The sequence below is a fragment of the Vibrio sp. ZF57 genome (genome assembly GCF_001691235.1).
Classification (GTDB): Bacteria; Pseudomonadota; Gammaproteobacteria; order Enterobacterales; family Vibrionaceae; genus Vibrio; species Vibrio crassostreae_C.
Genome location: NZ_MAKD01000083.1, coordinates 16,051 through 35,445, shown reverse-complemented (window position 1 = coordinate 35,445; position 19,395 = coordinate 16,051). Strand labels below are relative to the sequence as shown.

Genomic DNA, 19,395 nt, shown 5'->3' with positions numbered 1-19,395 from the left:
GATATGCAACCATCAATACGAGTCTTGTGTATTTGTTATCTACCACATGCAATCTTTTAAGAAGCGGCCTGTATAACTTCTCGCATTGCTGTTCATGATGGAGCCCATCTTATGGCGACTATATTAATAACGACTGTTTTGAGTTTTTAATCTGATACCGATAATGAACATGCAAAGCTAGCTGAAGCCTGCCTCTTTCCTTTCAAGCAAGGCTTTTATTGAACGCTCTGCGAGCTCTAGTAATTCATCAACTTGTCGAAATGCCGCATCATGACTCTGTTCTAAACATAGCTTTTCTAAAGCTCGAGCTAATTCACCCAAAGGGCGATTACCTAACGAAAGCGCTGTGCTGCCGAGAGTGTGGACCTCGAACTCAAGTGTTTGAGCGTCTTTCTGCGTGACTGCCTCTTTTATAGCGACCAAGCGTGTTTGTGATTCTTCGACATAATGGTCGATCAAGATAGGGATAATGTCCGCACTTGTATCGCGAATCATTTGCTCCAGAACGCTTTCATCGACAAGCTCGCTCACTTGTTGTGAGTTTAGATTTGTAGCTGCGTCTGACGCTAAAGTAGAATTCATCAAACTAAGTCCTTTTATTGAGCTTAATATCTGTTAATACTATTAAGTTTTAGTCATTTTCTAGAATAATTTCAACTGGTTGCCGTACAAATAGAGCATTTAATTGGCATCTCACTCATCTTGCTATTGGGTTTGTGACAAACCTAACGGACTGATTTTATTTTGTTTTCTCTTATGAAATATAAACTTAGGCACCCATTAGCCTGGGTACTTATAAGCTTAAAGGGGAGAGTGCAGGACAAAGCGAGGCCGATACACATAAAAAAGACCACTGCAGTTACTAACAACAGTGGTCTTAGAGCGGTTTATGTAGTTTAGGCTAATCTAAATAGCAAGAACTCAAACAATGATAATTTAAACAGCCGTGCTTTAAATCACGAAAAGTAGGACTACGAAGCTTTATCAATTTTTGGCTTTGGGTCGGCTTCTACTTCTTCCTCGCTACTTTCTGAGAAGATATCAGCAACAGCGCTTCTCTCGAGTTCACCTTTTAGATTACCGTCTTCATCAACAACTGGAAGAGAGTAGTCACAAGACATAGTGTCCGGTAGCACTTCTTCAATCACCGCATCTGGTAAGATGGCAGGGACTTCTTCGTATATCTCATCACTAAAATCATGTACCGATGAATCTTCAACGGCGTCTTGTAGACTTTCTTGTGTGACTAGGCCTTGATAGCCGTCATCCGTTACGTGATAAGCGTAATCGTTTTTAAGCATCTTCATTTGTGCCAAAGCACCTTCAATTGTTTCTGATGTGATTCGATACAGAGGAGGCTGCATAACGGTTTCAACGGTCAGTGCACGAGCACGGTTTACGTCTTTCACGAACGCTTCCACGTAATCATCGGCTGGATTTAGCAGAATCTCATGTGGTGTGCCTTGTTGTACTAACTCGCCGTCTTTCAAAATTGCGATTCTATCGCCTAGGCGGAGTGCTTCGTCCAGATCATGTGTGATGAAAACAATCGTCTTATGAAGCTTCTCTTGAAGTTCAATAAGCTGGTCTTGCATTTCACTTCGAATCAAAGGGTCGAGTGCCGAAAAGGCTTCATCCATTAACAAGATTTCAGCGTTAGTACACAGAGCGCGCGAAAGCCCAACACGTTGTTGCTGACCACCTGAAAGTTGCGCTGGGTATTGCTTGCCGTAACCTTTTAAGCCCACGGTTTCTAACCATTCGTTGGCTTTCGCTAAACGGTCTTCTTTTTTGATGCCTTGTACTTCCAACCCGTACGCAACGTTTTCAACCACAGTGCGATGAGGCATTAAGCCAAAGCGTTGGAATACCATCGACATTTTATGACGACGGAACTCTTCTAGCTGTTTAGTGTTGAGGCTCATCACATCAATGCCTTCAACCATGATTTTACCTTGAGTCGGGTCAATCAAACGGTTGAAGTGGCGAATCAGCGTCGATTTACCCGAGCCAGAAAGCCCCATGATAACGAAGATTTCACCACGGTTAATCTCAAGGTTGATCTCTTTTAAACCAACGGTATGACCCGTATCCGCAAGAATCTGATCTTTGTGTTCGCCGTTTTGAACTCGGTTCATAACAGACATTGGTTTCGGTCCAAACACCTTGTACAGACCACTAATTTCAATCAATGGTTTAGTCATGCTTGAATCCTCCTAAATGCGCATTAGTTCTTCTTGCGTACGCCTGAGAAGCGCGGTCAAAAAGGATTGCGAGGGCAACGATGGCGAAACCATTCATCAAGCCTAATGTGAAGTACTGGTTAGTAATCGATTTGAGAACCGGTTGTCCTAGGCCTTTCACACCAATCATGGATGCGATAACAACCATAGACAGTGCCATCATGATGGTTTGGTTAATACCCGCCATGATCGTTGGCATTGCTAGAGGAAGTTGAACACCCCATAAGCGTTGCTTTTTGCTCGCACCGAAAGCGGTAGCGGCTTCAAGGACTTCTTTATCAACTAAGCGTATGCCTAGGTTAGTTAGACGAATTACAGGTGGGATCGCGTAGATAACCACGGCGATTAGCCCTGGAATCTTACCGATGCCCAGTAGCATTACCACTGGAATCAAATAAACGAACGCAGGCATGGTTTGCATGATATCGAGCATCGGCGTAACAATTGACTGAGCTCGATTTGAACGAGCCATCGCAATACCAATCGGAATGCCCAAGAATATTGAAACCAAGGTACATACAGTGATGATACTGAGCGTCCGCATGGTGTCTTCCCACATTCCAAAGTAACCAATGAGAAGTAGAGAAGCAACACAGCCTAGAGCCAGTTTCCAAGAACGGCTTGCTGCGTAGACAAGGCTGGTACACACAGCCAGGACTATAATCCAAGGTGTTGAGATAAGGAGTTTTTCAAACCAAACGAGGAATGAAAGAAGAGGGTCAAAGAGAGATTCAATCATTTCGCCGTATTCACGGGAAAATTCACGGTATGCGCCATCTAGCGTCTTTTTTATGGTTCGTAAATCACCGCGTTCCATCTCTGGAAAGCTTGATAACCAATTGCTGTCAGCCATTTTATATCCTTATAGTTCGGAGCCACTTGTCCATGCGATAAGAAAATCGCTAATGAAAAGGGCTCCGAATCATGAATAACATCAAGTATAGCGACGTTATTTCTGTTTTATTGTTGAAGCGTAATCACTTGTTATTAAATCAAGCTCTTACAGCTCTGCTTCAACTTTCTTAGCCACTTCTTCAGAAACCCATGGGTGCCATACTTCTGGGAATTCACTTAAGAAATGCAGACTCGCTTCTTCGCCATCAGCTTGGTTGTCTTCCATCCAAGCAAGTAGCGAGTTCATTTTGTCGTTTGTGAAACCACGTTTAGTAAAGTAGTTGTACGCTTCAGGAGCACGTGACGCAAAACTTTCAGTGGTAATCGTGTGGACAGGTGAAGGCGGGTACATGGTTGCTTTTGGCGATTCACAATCTTCTTTGGTGGTACAGTTAAGGAACTCTTCCTCATTAACGCCACTGCCAAAGTCGACTTTAACCATGTCGTATTTACCTAGCACAGCGGTCGGTGCCCAGTAGTAACCAAACCAAGCTTCTTCACGTTCATAAGCTTTTGCGATAGAGCCAGATAAGCCGGCACTCGAGCCTGGATCAACAATCGTGAAACCGCTGTTTTCTAGCTCAAGAGCATTAAACAAGTTTCCGGCGCTGATCTGACAGTTCCAGCCTGCAGGGCAGCTGTAGAATGCAGATGTATCTGGGTCTTCAGGGTGTTTAAATAAGCTTGCGTTTTTGCGTACGCCTTCGATGGTTGCCATTTCAGGGTACTGTTTTACTAGGTAAGCTGGAACCCAAAAGCCTTCTTCGCCGCCGTTCACAAGTGCTTTACCTGCGTAGCGAAGACGTTTTTCTTCAACACCTTTATCTAATGCGTCTTTTAAGCTGTTGCTCCAAAGTTCAGGTGCAACATCAGGCTGGCCTTTTTCGATCATAGACGTGCCTGTTGGCATAGTGTCGCCAGGGATAAGTTCAGCATCACACCCATAACCATGTTCAAGGATGAATTGGTCGATATTGGCGATCAGTGTTGCAGAGTTCCAGTTCATATCTGCGATTGTTACGCTGCCACATTCTCCAGCGTTAGCATTACCGCTGGCTGCTGCTACTAACAAAAATACGGAGCTTAACTTGTATTTCATATTGAGTTTCCTTTCTCTTTAATAATACAACTAAGGTAACCAAGGTAAATTGATTATCTAAATTGCTCGATGGTGATCCTTTCCGTGTATTTGAACCATTTGAGCAGAAGGAGGGATGGGTGAAGTTTGAATAGATAAACGTGCAAAGTCAGTGAAGTGTGATTTGCCAATTCATCCACTGTGTTTCAACAGCCATCGGATAACTTTGTCAAACTATTACAAATTCGTCAAAAACCACCTCTATTTATAATCTTAGGGAATAATCGTACGAATTCCATCTTTGATGCGATTTACATGGCACTTTAACCGTCTGTGTCACATTACCGCTAAAGTTAGGTATGGGGCTGTTGATTTCTGAAGGGATTTACAGGTGGTAAGACCATGGTTGGCGTGTGTGAAATGCGTTGAATGGTTTTTAAAATCTTATTTTCAATAATAATTTCGCCAAAAACACCCAATTTGGTTTTGGGGTATTTAGAGCTGTCGCGTCTTGAAGTTTAATAGGATAGGTGGCTGTCATGGTATTAATGACAGCTATACAGTTACGTAAGAAAGCTATAGTTGTACAAGAAGCTATAGTGGCACGAAAAAGTTACATCGGCAGGTTTAAAAACTCATTTTGATACAGCTTGTTTGCCAAGCTATCGCGAAGTTTAGTTGGAAGGAATTTCATTCGATTGATTTGTCTTACCAACTCTTGTGCAAAGCTAGGAGTTTGTTTCATGTTCATCACGCAGCCCATTAGGTTGATACTTTGTGCATCAAGCAGCTTTTTCGCTTGTTCTAGGTGGTGACTCGACGTTTCACCATAGGCGACAACCATCAATGTGCTGTCACAAGCACTCGCCACAGACTGAGCCGGAATGTTGCCTTTGTTTATGTTGAGAAGCGGTGAGGTGTCGATGATGACTCTGTCGTATTTCTCTAGCCATTTGTTGACCACTTTTTGTAACGTTGTCGGATCTTTATAAGCCAATTGCGTTGAAGCAACTTGTGGAGCAGGTACACCGATAAACGTACGCTGAGATTCAACATGTTCAATCAATTGACCTTGCTGATTATCTTCTAGCATATTCAAATCTTTGAAAGCAGGGTTGAATAAGTTGAGATCAACATAAAGTGTTGAATGACCCGCAAGAAGAAAACGCTCAGCTAGTGCGGTTGCAATAGATGTTACACCGTCACCTGAATGGCAGGCGGTGACGCATATTGATTTTTGGCCGTTAAGTTCAGAAGCTAAATACAGTTGCTCGACTTCGGCATGGGTCGCTGAAATTGTCATTATAAAGCTCCTATTAATACGATGGTGGTGGTGATACGCAGTATGTCATCAAGTCCGACGCGTGCTTTTTCAATAAAGCTTTCGCGACGGTCTGGGATGTAAATCGTGTCACCAGCGCGTAGCACCGGCAAGTTGTAAATGTTCGCCGTTTTGCTGAATTCAACAAGGTCAAAAGTACGAGCCTGACCTTGGCAGCAAGACATATTGACGATGGTAATTTTTTCTACATAAGCATTGTCGGTAGGTCCTGCTGCTTCTGCCAGAATATCTAGAATGGTCATGTTGTCGTTGAACACATAACGCCCCGGATTGTTAATCGCACCAAGCACACGAACGGTTTCTTCTTTCGGTGTATCTAACCAGTTTTTGCCTTTCTCTGGGATGTAAATCGTGTCGCCAGTGGTTACGTTTGGCAGTAACGATTCGTCACCGGTTTCGAAGTACAGTGATAAGTTAAGTTTGCTTACTTGCGAATAGGTTTTGTCACGATGCGTTACTCGAACGTTGTGGATGTCGGCATCCTTTGTTGGACCGTCAGCCGCAGACAAGATATCAAGGAAGTGCATGTCTTTGGTGAAGCGGTAACGACCGGGTGCATTCACTTGTCCAAAGATGTAGATCGAAGCATCAGAGCTTTGACGAACCCATTGTGATTTATTGTCTGAAGGATCTTGTGGCAAGTCGTGAACACGCACGATAGAGCCCGCTCGAATTTGTGGCATTTGGTCACGTGGCGCACCATTTCGAATAAAATCATCAAGGTTAAACACAACTAGCTTTCTACCAGTAACAACTTCGATTTTCGATGTGTCAGCGCGTAGCGTAGGGCCACCGACGTGTGCCAATAATCCCATGAAATTCATTTCATCTGACCATTCAATACGACCAGGTCGATTCACCTCACCAATCACGTTAACTGCTCTGTCTGGCGTGATTTTCAACCAAGACTTCTCGTTCATGTCGGTTTTCTCGGGAACGAAAATCGCGTCACCCGCTTTGATGCTAGGAGGGTTAGAGTTAGGTAAGCCTTCAGTGTAAGCCGCTAAATCGAATTTAAGCACTCTGCCATCTGCTTTGATAACACGGATTTGTCGTGACTCTGCAAATCGAGTTGGGCCGCCCGCATTCGCCAAGATATCCATAAAGGTCGCGTCTCTTTTGCCTTCAAAAGCACCAGGGGCTGCGACTTCGCCCATTACGTAAACCATGTTGGCGCCGGATTTGATCTCTTCTTCTTGCTTGGGAACGAAAATGGTCGCACCCGGGCGTAAAATTGGAAGCAGACTTTCGTCACCAGAATCTAAGTAACGTTTTAGGTTGAATAGCGTTGGGGTGTTGTTCGAAATCACTCGGATTTGCTCAACACTGGCATAACGAGTTACGCCGCCCGAACGCATAAGTACGTCGACAAGGTCGGTGTTCTCTTTGTAAGTGAACGAACCCGGCGCGTTCACCTCACCAAACACTTTGATGGAGTTACGAGAATCAGCACTGTCACCTGAGTTAGCAAGCTTTGCTGCGTCAAACTCTTGCTCGATGTTACTGACTAATGGAGAAGCTGGAACGAATAGTGAATCCAGTGATTGAAGAGTAGGTAATGCTGACTCGTCTCCTGAATCAAGGAATCGTTTGTAGTTAAACTCTTTCTTATCTGCGCCTCGCTTAAGAATCAGCTTATCCAGTTGCGCGCCCGGGCGTAAACCACCCGCAGCGTAAAGTGCCATTTGGATGCTAGAACCTAATGAGAGCGTGTATTCGCCAGGCTGTTCTACATAACCTTGCACGTAGATGATGATTTGCTGCTCTTTTACATACACCGAAGCGTTCGAAAGATCTTTGTAAGCGGTTGCCAGCGACTCTAGAACGACTTTGTTAAGCTGTTCGCTGTCGTAACCCGCAACAAACACAGCGCCTACTTCAGGAAGGGTAATACGGCCACGCTTATCCACTTGGAACCCCGTGTTTAAGGTACTTTCACCGGGTACGTTAACTTGGATTAGATCACCGACTTGAACCGCGTCTGAAAACTCATCGTTAGCATTGACGACATTCGCAAAGCATAACGATAGGGTGATGATAAAAGCGATCAAGGATTTCATAATCCACCTCCCATTTTCTCGGCATTCTTAGGCGAGACAATTTCAATACTTACTCGGCGGTTCGTTAAACGCGTGCCGTCGGATTCACCTTCAAAAAGAGGGACGGTTTCGCCAACAGAGACGGCTTTGATTCGTTGAGCGCCTAGTCCAAAAATAGTCAGGTAGCGTTCGACTTGTTTCGCTCGTCCAAGTGCTAACTTGTCGTTGTATTCTTCGGCACCCGTTGCATCAGCATGGCCGGTAACAACAAGGTCTAGGGATTTGTGTTCTTTAAGTAAAGTGGTCGCCTCGGCCAGTCTTCCCATATATTTAGGATTTACTTCAGTCGAGTTTTCCGCAAATTGGTTGTCAACATTAAGCAGGTCATACAACTGTTCAATAACCGACAGTTGCATTCTAAATTGATTTTCATTTTTTGGTGGCTCACAGCGGGCTTGTGAAGTTACGTAATCCAGTTGGACCTCAAGTTCATTTAGGCGTTTTCTTTGGATCACTAAGTCGTTGGCTGCATCCAGTAGTAGACCGCCTTGAAGTTCACGAGCAATACGATTTTGCTTTTCGATTGCTTGAACAACAGCAGCTGGGAAACACCAACGAGCACCTTCTTGGATCAAAGCATCAAGGTGCAATTTAGCGAGCTGCCAATCAAAGCGTAATCCATGTTCTGGACCAAGAGGCTCGTCTGGCATGACAGGAGAGAAGTCTGAGTTTTGATAGTTAATAGAATCGTAACTTTCAGCCAAACCCCCTGTGCCTTGTTCAGGATAGCTAGTACAGCCACCCAGAACGAGAGCGGACAGAGAAAGGGCTATGTAGTTTTTCAGTATTTTCATGCCAACGTCCTATGTTTCTAATTTTTCTTATTATTTTTTGTTACTTCTAGCTTAGTGGGTCTTCATGAATTTGCAGGATTTTTTGAATTTACTGGGATAGCGTGGCCAATACGTAGTAGGTTCATAATTTCAAGAGGCTGACCAGTCACATTTTCAAGTCGCATGTTGCGTTCGCGCTCAGTCAGACGTTTGAACATATAAACAATCGCGCCAACACCAGATGAATCTAAAAACTCAACCTGGCTAAAATCAACTTCGATTTCAGGGTGACCATCGTTAGAAATCACATCATCGATGTCGGTTTGTGCATCACGACTGCCTGCTGCATCCAGATCACCGAAAATAGAAAGTGTCAGTGTCGTTGTGTTTAAATCAGTCTTACGTAGTTCCATAGCGATATCTCCTTTTAAGTATGTATGGACAACTGCACTGAATGTGCCAACTTTTATGTTGTTATTTTTCAATAATTTATGTTTAGTACGAATTCCTATCTCAAATTGAGAAAAGACGTTTCTCAATATGAGAACTAAAAACGGCGGAATATATGAGAGTTATAGGTCATTAATTTAATGAATAAATGAAAAGGTTAGATAAGGTTGATGAGTGGATCGCATCTTCTAGCAAAGGTTGTCTACCTACGTGTCAGAACGCTTAGGATTAAAGGCGTTTGTTGACCACTACAGATATCAATACGGAGCAGATGATGAGATTAACTAAATTGGCGATAGCAACTCTATGGGCGTGTTCGCTCTCTTCTCATTCATCCTATTTACCTCCCGACCATTTGGTACTGGCCAATACATACCAACAAGGCATTGATGTTTCTGAATACTGGAAGAGTGAAAAGCTTGATGGAATTCGGGCTCTTTGGGACGGACAACATCTTTATACACGCAATGGTAATCGCATTTACTCACCCAAGTGGTTTACTGAAAACTTGCCTAAGGTCCATCTCGAAGGAGAGTTGTGGGCAGGAAGGGGCAAGTTCCACCTTGTTCAATCTACCGTTCTCGACCATACGCCGAGTGACACAGCATGGCGCCAAATCGATTTCATGCTGTTTGATATGCCAGGCGCCGCAGGAGATTATCAAAAGCGCTATTACAACATTTTGCATTGGGTAAGCGTGATTGGAGAATCTCATGTCAGCTACATAGAACATGTACCAATTCACAGTGAAGAGGCTTTGTTTCATCAACTTGATAATGTCGATGAGCGTAATGGCGAAGGTTTGATGCTTAGAAAAATCACCAGTCGTTATCAAGCAGGCCGAAGTAATGATTTGTTAAAACTGAAAAGGCATCATGATGCCGAAGCCACAGTTATTGGCTACAAGGGTGGGACAGGGAAGTATAAAGGGATGATGGGTTCAATCTTGGTTCACACAGAAGAGGGTGTGGAATTTTATATAGGCAGCGGGTTCAGTGACCAAATGAGACTCGCACCGCCAGAGATCGGCAGCCGTATTACCTTTCGTTACAATGGTTTTACTCAAAACGGAAAACCCAAGTTTGCGCGCTTTGTTCGAGAGAAGAGTGAATATTAAGGCAGATACGATCTACCTGACCATTAAACGAAAAAGAGCCCTGAAAATCAGAGCTCTTTTTTTTATTCGAAATCAGATAGATCGACTTAGCGAGTACGAATCTAGCGAGAACTAAATTCTAACTGAACGTCATCGTCCTGCTTGTGCATCCAGTGTAGACGCATACCCAGCATAATCGCGGCTGACGTTAGACCGACGATGAAACCAATCCAGAAGCCGTGCGCACCCATAGGGTCAACAATCCAATCTTTCATACCCAAGATGTAACCGATAGGAAGACCAAGCAACCAGTAAGCCACAAAGGTGATGTTGAAGATTGAACGCATGTCTTTGTAGCCACGCAGAGCACCCGCAGCGATAACTTGGATGGCGTCAGTACATTGATAAACCGCCGCGAACAACAGCAACTGCATTGCAACCATAATTACTGCCGTGTTCTCTGTGTAAAGTAATGCAACCTGTTCTCTAAACAGAATCGTTAACGCCGCTGTCATAAGGGCTGTCACTAAACCAACAATGATACCCACGTGTGTCGCGATCTTCGCACCTTCGGTGTTGTTTTCGCCCAACTTATGGCCAACACGAATACTCACGGCTGCACCGATACTCATTGGAATCATGAAGACCAGCGAAGAGAAGTTGATCGCGACTTGGTGCGCGGCAACAATCAATGAACCCAATGGTGCAACTAACAGAGAAACCACCGCAAACAGAGTTACCTCGAAGAAGATAGCGGCCGCCACAGGGAAACCAAGTCTAAACAGACGAATTTGAGCTTTAAGTTGCGGTTTATGGAACGTACCGAAGATGTTGATTTTCGCCAAACGCTTTGATGTTAAAACGTAAGCGAACAGTAGTGCAAACATCACCCAATATACGATAGCCGTTGCAACGCCACAGCCAACACCACCCAGAGCAGGAGCACCAAGTTTTCCGTATACGAACATCCAGTTCAGCGGGATGTTTAATAGCAAGCCAATAAAACCAATCACCATCGCAGGCTTGGTTAAAGACATACCATCGGTAAAGCTTCGCAATGTTTGGAACAACAAAAACGCAGGTACAGCAAACATCACCGCATTCATATAGCCGATGGTCTTTTCCGCCATGAGTTGTTCAATGTCCATCCACTCCAATATCAATTGTGTTTGAAAAAGCACACCAATGATTGGAAGGGAGATGACGAGCGCTAAAAATGCGCCTTGTTGAATTTCGAATGGAATTTTTACTTGTCGACCAGAACCATTCAGTTGTGCAACGACAGGAACCAACGCCATCAATAGACCAACACCAAATAGGATTGATGGTAGCCAGATACTTGCTGCAATCGAAACCGCCGCCATATCGATAGCACTTACGCCACCGGCCATTACGGTATCAACAAAACCCATTCCAGTTTGTGCAACGGATGCGATCAATACTGGGGTCGCAAGTTTAATTAGATTCGAGGATTCTTCTTTGTAACGATGCACAAACAACTCCAAATAAGAGGGAAAATTAGAATAATAGTGTAGGAAAGGACATTCTGAAGGAATCAGAGACAATGATCTTAAGCTTCCACTGGACGAATCATAAAGAAATGTCACAATAACTGCTATGAAAAACTGTTATTAGGGCGTGTTGATCTTTCGAGCTGATTTTTGCAGCGAGTTGCTGGGCCTTTATACAAGGCAGAGGCTTTGATGTGTAGCTAGCCTACATGAGAAGCCGATAACGTAGTAAAAATGACCAGCAAACGCTGCCCGAAGGGTTCGAGCTGGGCGCCCCCGCAAAAAGCGTTTTACTCTTTGTTGAGGGAGATTTGCTTAGGATGCTAGGCTACTTCCCCCTCGCCGCGATTAAAACGTTTTTGACTAGGCGTCCCCATCCGAACAAAATTTAACCGCGAAAGGTCAACACGCCCTAGAATGCTAAATAGGAATCTTATGTTTACAGGTATCGTTCAAGGCATGGCAACACTGGTTGCTATCAACAAAAAAGAGTCGTTTCAAACTCATACCATTGAGCTAAGCGATGAAATGGTTGAAGGATTAGCCATTGGTGCTTCAGTAGCTCATAACGGTTGTTGCTTAACGGTAACGGAAATTTCAGGTAACCAGATTGCTTTTGATTTAATGCAAGCGACATTGCGATTGACGAACTTAGGCCAACTGAATGTTGGTGACAAAGTGAATGTTGAGCGTGCAGCAAAGTTTGGTGACGAAATTGGCGGGCATAGCATGTCTGGCCACATTACTCTGATGGCTAATCTAGTCGATGTGATTAAAACAGAAAACAACCGTACACTTTGGTTCGAACTACCAGAAGAATCGATGAAGTACGTATTGAGTAAGGGTTACATTGGTGTTGATGGTTGTTCATTGACGATTGGTGAAGTGGAAGAGAACCGTTTCTCTGTTCACCTGATCCCAGAAACTCTGAATCGTACTCTGTTTGGCGGCCGTGAAGTAGGCGACCAAGTGAACATTGAGTTCGATCCACAAACGCAGGCAATTGTTGATACTGTCGAGCGTGTATTAGCGAACCAGAAATAGCCACTAAGCGCATTGAATCGGTGGCAATAAAATCACACCGATGACCAAATTAAAAAAGAGCACGTGAGGTGCTCTTTTTTAATTTGGTTTAAACGAGAAACTGATTGTCAGAATACTTGTTCATCATCGGCATCAATCGAAAGGTTGATTCTGTCTCTTACTTCGTCAACCTGCATATCCAAATGAATGGCATTGCAACACGCTGGACAATCATCATAGAAGTCTTGGCTACCATTAGATGCATCAAGCGTGATGTTAATACCGTGCCCACAATGCGGACAGGAGACATGTTTCTCTGTGTATTTATGCATGGCAAATTCTCCTCACTGTAACTGATACCAATCGTATTCGGTTATAAACAGCTGTAATTGGTATTAAACGGCCTGTATCTTCTGAATGCATGCTTCAGTGTGTGCTAAATATTCGCCGCCAAATTGATTGCAGTGGTTAAGAAGATGGTACAAGTTGTAAATGTCTTTCCGATCAGTATAGCCAACGTCGAGTGGATTGACGCTCTGGTAACCTTCATAAAACTCTTTAGGGAAACCTTCAAACAATTCAGTTAACGCCAAATCACACTCATGGTCCCCCCAGTAACAAGCAGGGTCGTAGCAAATTGGGCCAAACGCAGAGTTAGCAACATTGCCATTCCAAAGATCCCCATGAAGCAAAGAAGGGCGAGGGTTGTGGCCAGCAAGACGCATATTCACCACATCAACGATGTCATCGATATCACCAAACTCGATGCCTTTCTCTTTGAGCAGTTGCAGTTGGAAACCAATGCGTTGCTCAGAGAAAAAGCGACCCCATTTCTTATGCCAAGGGTTGGGTTGAAGTGTGCTGCCGATATAGTTGTCTTGGTCGCAACCAAACTCTTTTTGCTCGCCCCATTGATGAAGCCGCGCAAGCTGAACGCCGAAATCGAAGCTATTGTTGCCCGTCTCGAGCGGTTTGGTCGGCAAGTAATTCAGAATAATGAACGAGCACTCTTTGGTTTTGCCAATAAGCACCAACTCAGGAACGTAAACAGTGGAGGTTTCTCTTAACAAGCGTAAGTTCTCAGCTTCAATTTCAAACTTAGGTAAAAATTCTCGCTGATTCACTTTCACAAAGTAACGCTCATTACCATCGCTGATCATATAGCAATCGTTAATGTCGCCACCAGAAACCTTGGTACGTTCAGTAATCTGAAAGTTAAATAGAAGAGTATCTGAAAGTTGTTGAGAAATGGCCTGCCACATAGGAAATCCTCAAAGACTGAAAGTTAAAAAGATTGAAGGTTAGAAATACTGTTTGTTTAATAGCAATAGTTTAGGATAAATCTGAACAATTTATAGACGCACTCGTCAATGTTCTTAGCTCTTCTTCATCTTACGTAGAATCAATTGGCCGAATTGTGAACTCGAACTGATTCAAGCTCTTTGAAATACAAACATAAATTGAAAACCTGACGTGATGAAATAGTTTGGAACTGGTCTCACAATCGAAACGGTTTTGAACGCCACAAACTGGAAAAGAGGTTTGAGCTTGTTATTGTCTAGCGACTAAATCAAATGAGCTTTTAGAGTAAGTTGAAAGGGCTATTGTTAACTGGCGCAATACTTTGCTTCAAAGTTTGTCTTACACTTCTTTAGCGTGAATTTACTTATGTCGTAAGTAGGCAGGTATACCACATAAAGCTATATCGATTTAATTTTAAGCTGAAATACTAACTAGGATCATTTAAATGTGGTTTTGGGCAATAAAGTGATGACAAATAGCTTCATTTACATAGTATTAGGCAAGTACGTATTAATCTGCTCTAGAGCTTAAAACGGAGAATTATTGTGGTTGTAGAAACCGATGGCTATTTGGCTTTAATCGAGCACCTATCATTCAACCTTGATGTGTTTACCAATAGTAATGGTGATACTGGAAACGAAAGTGTCGAAGACATTGTTACCGACATGATTTCAACAAACATCATGGCTATTTTCGAGCAAAACCCAGAGTTGCATTCGAGCGTTCGTTTTCAACTTTTGAAAGAAGCAGATGCCGTAGTAGCGGATCTTGGTGAAGTATTAGCGGGTGTGTGGGCTAAGAAAGCGACTAACGAACAAATTGTATTCCTCGATGAGTACATCGCGTTAGTGAAGAACCTGTTTGATACTGCTGTTGCTAAATACGATTAACGGTTTGTTTGCTCATTTATCGTCGTAATTAATCAGCATAATAACAACGGGCGTTTAAGTCGTATCTTTCTAGAGTTACCTCGCTCAGCGGTTTATCTTTCGAACCGCTATAAACGCCTAAAGTGCCAAAACTTGGATGCCCAGTAAGGGTTATCTAACCTAGAAATAATGACACCTTTCGATGTCGAGGCATGTAGAAATTGGTTGTTTCCTAAGTAAACGCCTACATGTCGCACCGTCATCGAAGTCTTGAAAAACACCAAGTCACCGCTTGTTGCCTGCCCATACGCAATTTCTTTTCCCTTTTTACTCTGGTCTTTTGTGGTTCTTGGTAGAGCTTGTTGAGTCGCATTTTGCACGGCGATTTGAACAAAAGCAGAGCAATCTATACCTCGAAATGATGTCCCACCGAAATGGTATGGCACACCTTTCCACTGTTCATACACGCTCATATAAGCGTTTGTAGTCAATTGTTCTGATTTTGATAAGGGTCTCTGTGCGGTTTGACTGAGCTGAGAAGGCGATGGTGACGAGCTACAAGCAGCCAATGTTGCTAAAGTTATTGTAACTACAGCCATTTTTCTGATTTTCATATGTAACTCTTCTGACAAAAAACTGAAATAAAAACGTCATCAAGGACTTCTAGTATACGACCTAACTTAAGGATATCTCTTTTCGTAGTCAAACTGGATTTCACATGCCCGACACAAATTTATCAATAAAACCCTCACGTTATACATTCTCGCTCATTCAAACCGTCACTGCTGTATTTATTTCCATTCTTTTACTTGTTACTTTTTTATCAATGGTTAGCATTCGGGGCGTTGAACGGGTCGGGGGACATTTTGATGCACTCTCGGAACAAGCATTACCCCTTGCTCTACATAACGCCGAATTAACGCAAAGCGTATTAGAACAAGTAAAACTTCTCACTTACAGCACCCAATCAACCGACTTAGATACACTGAATGCCACAAGGGGCTCAATTGACCAACTCGCGACAGAGAGCAATACCACGCTAGAGGAACTTCTTTTTATTTCCCAATCTTTTCCTGATGCGATCTCTTTAGAGCAACAACAAATCCTTGTCGATGACATGGCGCAACTGCAAGCTATGACCAACACGGTACTGCTGGCGCAGATTGAGATTCAAAGTAAGCAAAATCTGATCGACAGTAAAATGGGCGAGTTCCGTTATGGCGTTGGATCTATCGGACCAGAAATGAATCGAATCAGCTCATTCTTGGTTGAAGACAACCCAGAAGCGAGCGATGCAGCGAACCGATTTACATCCAGCGCGTCTGCTATGGCGAACACCTTCTTGATGCTGATGATGCAATCTGACATTGATAAAGCACAAGACGAATACCGTCAATTGAGAAACCGAATCGCAGGTCTGAACTTGGCTTACAGCGACTTTGCCGATTGGCACCCAGATATCGCTGAGTTCGCGAGCTTGACGGCGCCTTACGAGATGGTGAAAGAAGGCTTTACCGAAGAAGGCGTAATCAAACAAATCCTCTTGAAACTCGAACTGGTTCAGCAGCAAGAGCAAAACTTAACGCAAGTCATTAACTTAGCGAACACCGTCATTAGCACATTGAATCAGCTGTCTTCCACCGCTTCCCACCTGATTGATGAAAGTGAACTGGTTGTAAATCAAACCATTACCAATATTGATCGTGTGTTGTTTATCAGCGGGCTAGTGATTGCCGTAATCATTGTGATTTCATGGTTCGTGTTACGCCGTTGGATGAATAAAGGGCTTAAAAACATAACTCAACAGTTGAGTTCACTGGCAGATCATGACTTCTCTAAACAGAGTGAATTACTGGGGCCGCTAGAGCTGCAAGTTATTACTTCGAAACTCAATACGGTCGTTGATTCAACCGCAGATTCGGTTCGTTTAGTAACGCGCAACTGTGAGACGCTTTATCAAACGGCAGAAGTAAGCCACGACGCTGCAGAGCAAACCAATTCGAGCTTGAACGAGCAGAACGAATCACTTCAGAATATGATCACCACCATTACGGAGCTGGAAGCATCGATTGGTGAGATTGCTCGTATCTCTAACGCATCGAATGACGACGCGCAGATAGCAGAAAACGAATCAGTCAATGGTAGCCAAGTGATCGGCCTTAATCAGAAGCGATTACAAGCGCTTGAGCACTCTCTTAGCATGAGTGAAGAGTCGATGGCTGACTTGGATGGTCGAGTGAAACAGATTCGTGAAATGGTCGACATGATCAGTGGTATCGCTGAAAACACCAACTTATTGGCACTGAACGCTGCGATAGAAGCGGCGCGAGCAGGTGAACAAGGTCGAGGTTTTGCGGTAGTTGCAGACGAAGTGCGTAAATTGGCGAGCGGCACATCCCAGCAAACCACCAATATTCGTAGCATGATGAACGAACTAGTAGCGGCAGCAGATCGCTCACGTGCTTCTGTAACGGAATCGAGAAGTGAGATGGCCAATGCACTGGAAACCAGTGGCGATGTAAGACAAGCCTTCGAGAAAATCGAATTTGCGGTTAGCCAGATCAAAGGGCGTGTTGAGCAAATCATGGTGGCTACCGAAGAACAAGCTCGTGCAACTGTCGATGTTACCCATTCAATCACTCGAGTATCTGAGCAGGGCGAGAATACTAAGCTGCAACTTGAATCTATGATCGAGAGTTCAGAGCAAGTCGGAGAGATAGCAGGGCACCAACAAGCCATGCTTCATAAGTACGTGCTGAAATAGACGAGCGTGATAGTTAAGCTAGTGTGCGAAAGAGTTTAAGCACTAGCAGTACTTAATCATTAACTACGCTTATAACGACTATCGATACAGAAGCGCCCTTAAGTTCTCACAAGAATCTAAGGGCGTTTTGTTTTCGGATTAAGATAACTTTGGTATTAAGCTAAGGTTGGTCTCAATATAAGCTTGAGACTCAACTGAATTCGAACTTAATCTTTCGTTGTCGGGAATCGTGCAAATGGCTGACGTAACATTAAATCTAGCCGTTGCTCTTTACCATCTTGAATCTCGGGAACACCAATATGCACCTTGTCATGACCAAGCTTGGGTTGGGCGCGGTAAGTCTTAAACCAGATGTCCCACACTGATAAAAAGAAGCCAAAGTTTGAGTGCGTTTCCTTAACAATGACTGAGTGATGAACGCGGTGCATGTCTGGTGTCACAATCACTTTTCTCAATCGTTTATCGAACCATAGCGGAAGACGTGCATTACTGTGGTTAAACATCGCACTCGCATTAAGAACAATTTCAAATATCACGACCGCAATGACAGGCACACCAAGTGCGATCACCAAACTCACTTTGATGAGCATTGAAAGAATCATCTCAATAGGGTGAAAGCGCGTTCCGGTTGTGACATCAATATCTAGGTCCGCATGGTGAACTCGATGTAGCTTCCACAACCAAGGAACACGGTGAAACACCAAGTGCTGCAGGTAAATGGCGCAATCTAACAGTAATACGCAGACCAGAATGGTGAGTTCTTTCGGAAGTGACAGGGTATTGAACAGACCCCATTGGTTTTCTTGCGCAATGACCGCCGCTTGGAATGCTGCAATAGGAATCAGAGTGGCTAATAGAAAGCTGTTCAAAGCGACCAGCGCAAAGTTGTTTCCCCAACGAAACCACTTGTTTTGAGTCAGTGTTTTACGCGGAAAACGGTATTCCCAAAGCGCACACAATCCAAAAACGACAATAAAACAAACAAGGCGAAGCAGTGATGGGTCTTGCATGGGAATTCCTTCTATCATTCTAAGGACACTGTAAGTACAATCGTGCCACTTTTCTAGAGTTATCGTTATTGTCCATGAGAATCCACGCTTTTCACCGTTTATATCAACATCGTTTATCCATTGCTACCAAACCGTTTAATGCGCGCGGGTGTAAAGTCGTGCGATGTGAATTCTGCAAAATCAAACAAGACAGCTGTATCTGTGAGCATCAACCTAACGTTGATACGAACGTCGCGACTATGTTGATCTTGTCAGACAACGAAATCTTAAAGCCAAGTAATACCGGCCGTTTGATTGTTGATACGGTTAAAGACAGTTACGCCTACCTTTGGCATCGTACTGAGCCAAATCAAGAGATGTTGGATGTCCTCAAAGATGACAAATACCAACCTGTGATCGTATTCCCTGAAGACTATACCGACGACAAAACGCGCGTAGTTCAAGATCTGCCACAAATGCGTGACCCAAACAAAACACTATTGCTGATTTTCATTGATGGCAGTTGGCGCGAAGCACGACGTATCTTCCGTCGCTCAGAGTATCTGCAAGATTTACCGGTGTTGTCGATTGAGCCGGAATCGGTTTCTCAATACATGATGCGTAAGTCAGACAACGAACAACATCTATCAACGGCCGAAGTAGCGAGCTTAGTTTTGAAACAAGCCGGTGAAGAACAGGGCGCTAAGACTTTACAGCTATGGTTTGAAGCATTTCGTGAAAGCTACATGTTGAGTAAGACGCGTTATAAGTCCGATCCAACCAAACCAAGCCTGAATGCTTTCATAGAGCATACTAAAAGTGAGACGTCACTCTAACCTTTAACCGCTTTGTGCTGACTTGTTGTTCAAACAGATTCGAACACGAGATAAGTTTGTTATCTATCACGGTTTGTAGGGGGAGTGTTATGGATAATGCTTCCTAGTTGTTTAATTTAAAAATTT

Annotated in this window: 18 protein-coding genes; 5 read left to right on the top strand and 13 right to left on the bottom strand. The window is 43.7% G+C overall.

What is annotated here, in order from left to right; translation table 11 throughout:
• Positions 1–177 precede the first annotated feature (177 nt).
• The 8 genes from A6D97_RS11620 to A6D97_RS11585 form a co-directional block, all read right to left on the bottom strand.
• The gene (locus A6D97_RS11620) at positions 178–582 is read right to left on the bottom strand and encodes an Hpt domain-containing protein (protein ID WP_017059589.1); all 405 of its coding nucleotides are present in this window, start codon (positions 580–582) and stop codon (positions 178–180) included.
• Positions 583–971: 389 nt separating this feature from the next.
• Positions 972–2,204 (bottom strand): glycine betaine/L-proline ABC transporter ATP-binding protein, encoded by a 1,233-nt coding sequence (locus A6D97_RS11615; RefSeq protein WP_017059590.1) that lies wholly within the window; start codon positions 2,202–2,204, stop codon positions 972–974.
• Positions 2,197–3,096, bottom strand: a complete 900-nt coding sequence (locus tag A6D97_RS11610; RefSeq protein ID WP_017059591.1) for a proline/glycine betaine ABC transporter permease — start codon at positions 3,094–3,096, stop codon at positions 2,197–2,199. Before A6D97_RS11610 ends, A6D97_RS11615 begins: the two co-directional genes overlap by 8 nt.
• A gap of 147 nt (positions 3,097–3,243) precedes the next feature.
• On the bottom strand, positions 3,244–4,236 hold the full coding sequence (locus A6D97_RS11605) for an ABC transporter substrate-binding protein (protein ID WP_065584426.1): 993 nt from the start codon (positions 4,234–4,236) through the stop codon (positions 3,244–3,246).
• A gap of 592 nt (positions 4,237–4,828) precedes the next feature.
• On the bottom strand, positions 4,829–5,518 hold the full coding sequence (locus A6D97_RS11600) for a tyrosine-protein kinase family protein (RefSeq protein ID WP_065584425.1): 690 nt from the start codon (positions 5,516–5,518) through the stop codon (positions 4,829–4,831).
• Entirely contained in the window at positions 5,518–7,617 is a 2,100-nt protein-coding gene (locus tag A6D97_RS11595; protein WP_065584424.1) for an SLBB domain-containing protein, read from the bottom strand. The genes A6D97_RS11600 and A6D97_RS11595 overlap by 1 nt, the downstream gene beginning before the upstream one ends.
• The gene (locus A6D97_RS11590; RefSeq protein WP_017067078.1) at positions 7,614–8,450 is read right to left on the bottom strand and encodes an OmpA family protein; all 837 of its coding nucleotides are present in this window, start codon (positions 8,448–8,450) and stop codon (positions 7,614–7,616) included. Before A6D97_RS11590 ends, A6D97_RS11595 begins: the two co-directional genes overlap by 4 nt.
• Before the next feature lie 62 nt (positions 8,451–8,512).
• Entirely contained in the window at positions 8,513–8,842 is a 330-nt protein-coding gene (locus A6D97_RS11585; protein WP_017059596.1) for an STAS domain-containing protein, read from the bottom strand.
• A 311-nt stretch (positions 8,843–9,153) separates the two neighbouring features.
• On the opposite strand from A6D97_RS11585, the gene A6D97_RS11580 reads away from it, so the two are divergent.
• Positions 9,154–9,996, top strand: coding sequence for a DNA ligase (locus A6D97_RS11580; RefSeq protein ID WP_065584423.1), 843 nt, complete (start codon positions 9,154–9,156; stop codon positions 9,994–9,996).
• 101 nt (positions 9,997–10,097) lie between these two features.
• Here the strand turns inward: A6D97_RS11580 and A6D97_RS11575 are convergent, their stop codons facing one another.
• Positions 10,098–11,468: an MATE family efflux transporter gene (locus A6D97_RS11575; RefSeq protein WP_017063888.1), complete on the bottom strand. Its 1,371-nt coding sequence runs from the start codon at positions 11,466–11,468 to the stop codon at positions 10,098–10,100.
• A 453-nt stretch (positions 11,469–11,921) separates the two neighbouring features.
• Between A6D97_RS11575 and A6D97_RS11570 the strand changes: the two genes are divergently transcribed.
• A complete protein-coding gene (locus tag A6D97_RS11570) occupies positions 11,922–12,530 on the top strand; it encodes a riboflavin synthase (protein WP_017063887.1) in 609 nt (202 codons plus the stop codon).
• Positions 12,531–12,637: 107 nt separating this feature from the next.
• Here the strand turns inward: A6D97_RS11570 and A6D97_RS11565 are convergent, their stop codons facing one another.
• A complete protein-coding gene (locus tag A6D97_RS11565; RefSeq protein ID WP_017059600.1) occupies positions 12,638–12,841 on the bottom strand; it encodes a CPXCG motif-containing cysteine-rich protein in 204 nt (67 codons plus the stop codon).
• A gap of 63 nt (positions 12,842–12,904) precedes the next feature.
• Complete coding sequence (locus A6D97_RS11560) at positions 12,905–13,771, bottom strand: fructosamine kinase family protein (RefSeq protein ID WP_017059601.1); 867 nt, start codon at positions 13,769–13,771, stop codon at positions 12,905–12,907.
• A gap of 585 nt (positions 13,772–14,356) precedes the next feature.
• Here A6D97_RS11560 and A6D97_RS11555 point away from each other — a divergent pair.
• A complete protein-coding gene (locus A6D97_RS11555) occupies positions 14,357–14,701 on the top strand; it encodes a DUF3802 family protein (protein ID WP_010440912.1) in 345 nt (114 codons plus the stop codon).
• A gap of 107 nt (positions 14,702–14,808) precedes the next feature.
• On the opposite strand, the gene A6D97_RS11550 is transcribed toward A6D97_RS11555, so the two are convergent.
• Positions 14,809–15,294: an NlpC/P60 family protein gene (locus A6D97_RS11550; RefSeq protein ID WP_065584422.1), complete on the bottom strand. Its 486-nt coding sequence runs from the start codon at positions 15,292–15,294 to the stop codon at positions 14,809–14,811.
• A 104-nt stretch (positions 15,295–15,398) separates the two neighbouring features.
• Here A6D97_RS11550 and A6D97_RS11545 point away from each other — a divergent pair, with 104 nt between their 5' ends.
• On the top strand, positions 15,399–17,444 hold the full coding sequence (locus tag A6D97_RS11545) for a methyl-accepting chemotaxis protein (RefSeq protein WP_065584421.1): 2,046 nt from the start codon (positions 15,399–15,401) through the stop codon (positions 17,442–17,444).
• A gap of 206 nt (positions 17,445–17,650) precedes the next feature.
• Here A6D97_RS11545 and A6D97_RS11540 read toward each other — a convergent pair whose 3' ends face one another.
• Positions 17,651–18,454, bottom strand: a complete 804-nt coding sequence (locus A6D97_RS11540) for a sterol desaturase family protein (protein ID WP_065584420.1) — start codon at positions 18,452–18,454, stop codon at positions 17,651–17,653.
• Between the two features lie 68 nt (positions 18,455–18,522).
• Between A6D97_RS11540 and A6D97_RS11535 the strand changes: the two genes are divergently transcribed.
• Positions 18,523–19,269: a tRNA-uridine aminocarboxypropyltransferase gene (locus A6D97_RS11535; protein WP_017080483.1), complete on the top strand. Its 747-nt coding sequence runs from the start codon at positions 18,523–18,525 to the stop codon at positions 19,267–19,269.
• Positions 19,270–19,395 lie beyond the last annotated feature (126 nt).

Coding starts and splice junctions, on each gene's coding strand:
- A6D97_RS11620 (WP_017059589.1), bottom strand. CDS start 582: ATGAATTCTACTTTAGCGTCAGACGCAGCTACAAATCTAAACTCACAA.
- A6D97_RS11615 (WP_017059590.1), bottom strand. CDS start 2,204: ATGACTAAACCATTGATTGAAATTAGTGGTCTGTACAAGGTGTTTGGA.
- A6D97_RS11610 (WP_017059591.1), bottom strand. CDS start 3,096: ATGGCTGACAGCAATTGGTTATCAAGCTTTCCAGAGATGGAACGCGGT.
- A6D97_RS11605 (WP_065584426.1), bottom strand. CDS start 4,236: ATGAAATACAAGTTAAGCTCCGTATTTTTGTTAGTAGCAGCAGCCAGC.
- A6D97_RS11600 (WP_065584425.1), bottom strand. CDS start 5,518: ATGACAATTTCAGCGACCCATGCCGAAGTCGAGCAACTGTATTTAGCT.
- A6D97_RS11595 (WP_065584424.1), bottom strand. CDS start 7,617: ATGAAATCCTTGATCGCTTTTATCATCACCCTATCGTTATGCTTTGCG.
- A6D97_RS11590 (WP_017067078.1), bottom strand. CDS start 8,450: ATGAAAATACTGAAAAACTACATAGCCCTTTCTCTGTCCGCTCTCGTT.
- A6D97_RS11585 (WP_017059596.1), bottom strand. CDS start 8,842: ATGGAACTACGTAAGACTGATTTAAACACAACGACACTGACACTTTCT.
- A6D97_RS11580 (WP_065584423.1), top strand. CDS start 9,154: ATGAGATTAACTAAATTGGCGATAGCAACTCTATGGGCGTGTTCGCTC.
- A6D97_RS11570 (WP_017063887.1), top strand. CDS start 11,922: ATGTTTACAGGTATCGTTCAAGGCATGGCAACACTGGTTGCTATCAAC.
- A6D97_RS11565 (WP_017059600.1), bottom strand. CDS start 12,841: ATGCATAAATACACAGAGAAACATGTCTCCTGTCCGCATTGTGGGCAC.
- A6D97_RS11560 (WP_017059601.1), bottom strand. CDS start 13,771: ATGTGGCAGGCCATTTCTCAACAACTTTCAGATACTCTTCTATTTAAC.
- A6D97_RS11550 (WP_065584422.1), bottom strand. CDS start 15,294: ATGAAAATCAGAAAAATGGCTGTAGTTACAATAACTTTAGCAACATTG.
- A6D97_RS11545 (WP_065584421.1), top strand. CDS start 15,399: ATGCCCGACACAAATTTATCAATAAAACCCTCACGTTATACATTCTCG.
- A6D97_RS11540 (WP_065584420.1), bottom strand. CDS start 18,454: ATGCAAGACCCATCACTGCTTCGCCTTGTTTGTTTTATTGTCGTTTTT.